The organism is Dietzia cercidiphylli, assembly GCF_014145145.1.
Classification (GTDB): domain Bacteria; phylum Actinomycetota; class Actinomycetes; order Mycobacteriales; family Mycobacteriaceae; genus Dietzia; species Dietzia natronolimnaea.
This window is the reverse complement of sequence record NZ_JAALEA010000144.1, coordinates 1-4067: the sequence shown is the minus strand read 5'-3', so window position 1 is coordinate 4067 and position 4067 is coordinate 1. Positions and strand designations below refer to the sequence as shown.

Annotated in this window: 3 protein-coding genes and 2 pseudogenes; 4 read left to right on the top strand and 1 reads right to left on the bottom strand. The window is 71.2% G+C overall.

Annotation, left to right across the window (positions count from 1 at the left end):
• Positions 1–205: pseudogene (locus G6028_RS17430) on the bottom strand (hypothetical protein); the annotation flags it as partial.
• Between the two features lie 187 nt (positions 206–392).
• On the opposite strand from G6028_RS17430, the gene G6028_RS05945 reads away from it, so the two are divergent.
• The 4 genes and pseudogenes from G6028_RS05945 to G6028_RS05930 all read left to right on the top strand — a co-directional run.
• Complete coding sequence (locus tag G6028_RS05945; RefSeq protein ID WP_179523994.1) at positions 393–725, top strand: putative quinol monooxygenase; 333 nt, start codon at positions 393–395, stop codon at positions 723–725.
• Positions 726–795: 70 nt separating this feature from the next.
• Positions 796–2319, top strand: a complete 1524-nt coding sequence (locus G6028_RS05940; RefSeq protein WP_182616599.1) for a CCA tRNA nucleotidyltransferase — start codon at positions 796–798, stop codon at positions 2317–2319.
• On the top strand, positions 2316–3596 hold the full coding sequence (locus tag G6028_RS05935; RefSeq protein ID WP_182658322.1) for a glycosyltransferase 87 family protein: 1281 nt from the start codon (positions 2316–2318) through the stop codon (positions 3594–3596). Before G6028_RS05940 ends, G6028_RS05935 begins: the two co-directional genes overlap by 4 nt.
• Before the next feature lie 106 nt (positions 3597–3702).
• Positions 3703–4067 (top strand): annotated as a pseudogene (locus tag G6028_RS05930) (hypothetical protein); the annotation flags it as partial.

Sequence of the window (4067 nt, the reverse complement as noted above, 5' to 3'; positions counted from 1 at the left end):
GCGCGGGCCGGCCCGACTGGCCCGATTGGCCCGATTGGCCCGACTGCGCGGGTTGACCGGATCTGCCGGACTTCTGGCCCTGGCCGCCCTGGCTGCTCCGGTGGTGCTGGGGCTTGTCCTGTCCCTGCGCGGTCCGCTGGCCGTCGGAGCGCTGGCCGGAGCTGCGCTCGGAGCCCTGACCAGCGGAATCCGAGGTGGGCGTCACGGATCCGGCGGCCCGCCGTGCACGACGCCGCCGCGGCGGGTTAGCGCGCGGTTCGACGGGGCGTTCGGCTTCGGACACCCATCGATGCTACCGGCCGATGTCGCGTGTTCCGTAAATCGTCGGCGTGCCGCCCGCGGATACGGTCAGGTCAGGTGTCAGCGGGCGGGCCACGGCTAGAGTCCGCGACATGAGCTCAGGATCCGCAGGCCACGCCCTGGTCCTCCGTCACCGGGCCAAGCCGGGGCGGCGGGACGAGCTGGTCGAGGTGTGGCGCCGGCACATGCCGGACGCGGTGCAGGCGAACGACGGGCACCGGGCGTACGTGTTCTGCGCGTCCCACGCCGACCCCGATGTCCTGCTGGTGTTCCAGCAGTACCGCGACGCCGCCGCGGCACAGGAGTTCCTCGGAAACCCCGCGTACCTGGCGTACCTGGAGGAGTCGGGTGACCTGTTGACCGGCCCCCCGGAGGTCGAGGCCGTGGAGCCGCTGTGGTCCAAGGTGGCCGGACCGACTCGGTAAGGTCTCCGCTGTGACAGCCCGCAACCCCCACCCAGACCCGCGCGCCTCATCGGACCGCCACGACGCGGCGGTGTTCTCCGGACTGCAGGACGGACCGGGGACCCCGCCCGACCCGGCGGAGTACGAGGCGCGGCGGGTGCGGCTCCTGGCGGGCGCCCAGACGACTCTCAACGACCACGCGGACGTGGTGGCCCCTCTCGCGGCCGCGTTCGGCGAGGCCGGCCACGAGCTCTACCTGGTCGGCGGAAGTGTGCGCGACGCCCTCCTCGGTCGACTCGGCACCGACCTGGACTTCACCACCGACGCGCGACCCGACACGGTCCGCGGCATCCTCGAGTCCTACGCGGACACCGTGTGGGACACCGGGATCGAGTTCGGCACCCTCTCGGCGGTCAAGCACGACGCCTCCGGTATCGAGCAGCAGATCGAGATCACCACGTACCGCGCGGACTCCTACGACGGGGTGACCCGGAACCCCGAGGTGGTCTTCGGCGACACCCTCGAGGGCGACCTGGTCCGCCGCGACTTCACGGTCAACGCCATGGCGGTGCGCCTGCACCCCGACGGGCGTCACGAGTTCTGCGACCCGCTCGACGGGATGGACGCTCTGCTCGCCGGGGTGCTGGACACCCCTGCCGCCCCGGAGCAGTCGTTCTCCGATGATCCGCTGCGCATGCTGCGCGCCTGCCGGTTCGTCTCCCAGCTGGGCTTCTCCCTCGCGCCGCGGGTGTTCCGGGCGATGACGGAGATGACCGCCGAGATCGACAGGATCACCGTCGAACGGGTCCGCGCCGAGCTGGACAAGACCATCCTCGGCGACTACCCGATCGACGGGATCAACATGCTGTGTGAGGCCGGACTGGCCGACCGCGTGCTCCCCGAGGTGCCGGGGATGAAGCTGGAGCGCGACGAGCACATGCAGCACAAGGACGTGTACTGGCATTCGCTCACCGTCCTCAAGCAGGCCATCGACCTGGAGCCCGAGGGGCCGGACCTGGTGCTGCGCTGGGCGGCGCTGCTGCACGACGTGGGCAAGCCCGCCACGCGTGCGGCCAAACCCGGCGGCGGTGTGACCTTCCATCACCACGAGGTGGTGGGCGCCAAGATGGTGCGCAAGCGGATGCGCGCCCTCAAGTACTCCAAACAGATGATCGAGGACGTCTCGGGACTGGTGTTCCTCCACCTGCGCTTCCACGGGTACGGCGAGGGGCAGTGGTCCGACTCGGCCGTGCGCCGGTACGTCTCCGACGCGGGCGATCTGCTCCCCCGCCTCCATCGGCTGGTCCGGGCGGACTGCACCACCAGGAACAAGCGACGCGCGGCCAGGCTCCAGGCCAGCTACGACTCCCTGGAGCACCGCATCGCCGAGATCGAGGAGAAGGAGGACCTGGCCCGGGTCCGGCCGGATCTCGACGGCAACGAGATCATGACGCTGCTCGACCTCAAGCCCGGGCCCGACGTCGGCCGCGCCTGGGCGTTCCTCAAGGAGTTGCGCCTGGACCGCGGCCCGCTGGACCGTGACGAGGCCGAGGCCGAGCTCCTCCGCTGGTGGGCCGGGCAGAACGACCGCCCGGAGAACGGCGACCCGGCGTGATCGGCGGCGCGGTCGACCGCTATCTCGCCTCGACCGCGGGCAGGGCCGTGGCCGCCGTCCTGGCGCTGGTCGGCACGTTGCTCCACACGATCGGCATCCCGGGCCTCCAGCAGATCCCCCCGTACCGCATCGACCTGGACGTGTACCGGGTCGGCGGGCAGGTCTTCCGCGACGGAGGCGAGCTCTACGGCGAGCTCCCCCAGCTCGCGCGGGGTGACATGCTCCCCTTCACCTATCCCCCGCTGTCAGCGCAGATCTTCTCGGTGTTCACGCTCGTCCCGCTGGCCGCGGCGTCGGTCATCATCACCCTGGCGACCATCGCGGTGCTCGCCTATGTGGTGCAGCTCGTCCTCACGCGCACCTGTGATCGCCCGATCCGTGAGCTGTGGTGGGTCACGGTCGCGGTGATGGCCGTGGCTCTGTGGTTCGGCCCGGTGCGCGAGACCATCGGGTTCGGTCAGGTCAACGTGTTCCTCATGGCGTTGGTGTTGGTCGACGTCATCCGCGGCCGGGGCCGCTGGTGGGGTGGGAGCCTCACCGGTCTTGCGATGGCGATCAAGCTCACCCCCGCGGTGTTCCTGCTGTACTTCGCGCTGCGTCGCGATTGGCGGGGCCTGGGGACGGCGGTCCTCGCCGCCCTGGCCTTCACCGGCATCGGACACCTGTTGACCCCGGACGATTCGGCCCGCTACTGGTCGTTCGCCATCCGGGATCCCGCCCGTATCGGCGGGTTGTCCTTCACGTCCAATCAGTCGGTCAACGGGCTCGTGCACCGCCTGGGTCTCGAGGACACGGCGGCAACGGTGGCGTGGTTCGTGGTGTCCGCCCTGGTGGGACTCGGTATCGCCTGGGTGGCGTGGCGGTTGCTGCGTCGCGGCCACGAGGTCGCGGCCGCGGTCGCGGTGGGGTTCGTCGCCCTGTTCTGCTCGCCGGTGTCCTGGGGACACCACTGGGTGTGGTCCGTGCCGGCCGTCGTGCTCACGATGGTGTGGGCGGCACGCGCCGCCGGGAGGGACGACGACGACGAGCGCGGCTGGCTCGTCCTGGCCGGGTCCGGCATCGTGGTCTTCCTGACCACACCGCAGTGGTGGTTCCCCCACGACGAGGGGCGTGAGCTCGCGTGGGGGCCGATCCAGCACCTGGTGGGTGACGCCTACCTCGTCTGGGCGGTGGCCTTCCTCGTCGTCGTCGGCGTCCGGGCCGCCCGGCTCGGCGACCCCGACCGGTACGGCGATCCGGACACGCCGGCGCTCCTCGTGCGCGGCGGCACCCGCTGACCGAGTCCGTCAAGGTCAGGGGCGGCTCTGTGGAGAGCGGATCGGTTGTCCACAGATCGCCGTTCGGCACTGGTCCGGCGCGGCCGTCCGCGACACCATTCCGGGCATGGACTACTTCTTCGGAGACGGCGTCGGTGAGCCGACGCAATGGCAGGGTGCGCCCGAACTCGCCCTCGGGACCGGTGCCGCGGACGCGCTGTGGCTGGATTTCGACGGCGACGGGTACGCCGACGACGCACTGTGGGACTCGGACCTCGACGGGGTCGCCGACCGCGTGGTGACCGATGTGGGTACTGATGCCCAGGCGGTCTACTCGGACGCGGGCGGCCGCGGGGTGTGGAACGTCTTCGCGGGTGGGGCCGGTGCCCTGGCGGCGGGGTCCGTGGGGGCGGGTTCGCTCGGCGCGGGCTCCGCCGGTGGTGGTTCTGTCGGCGCGGGGTCCGTGGGCGGGGGCTCTATCGGTTCGGGTTC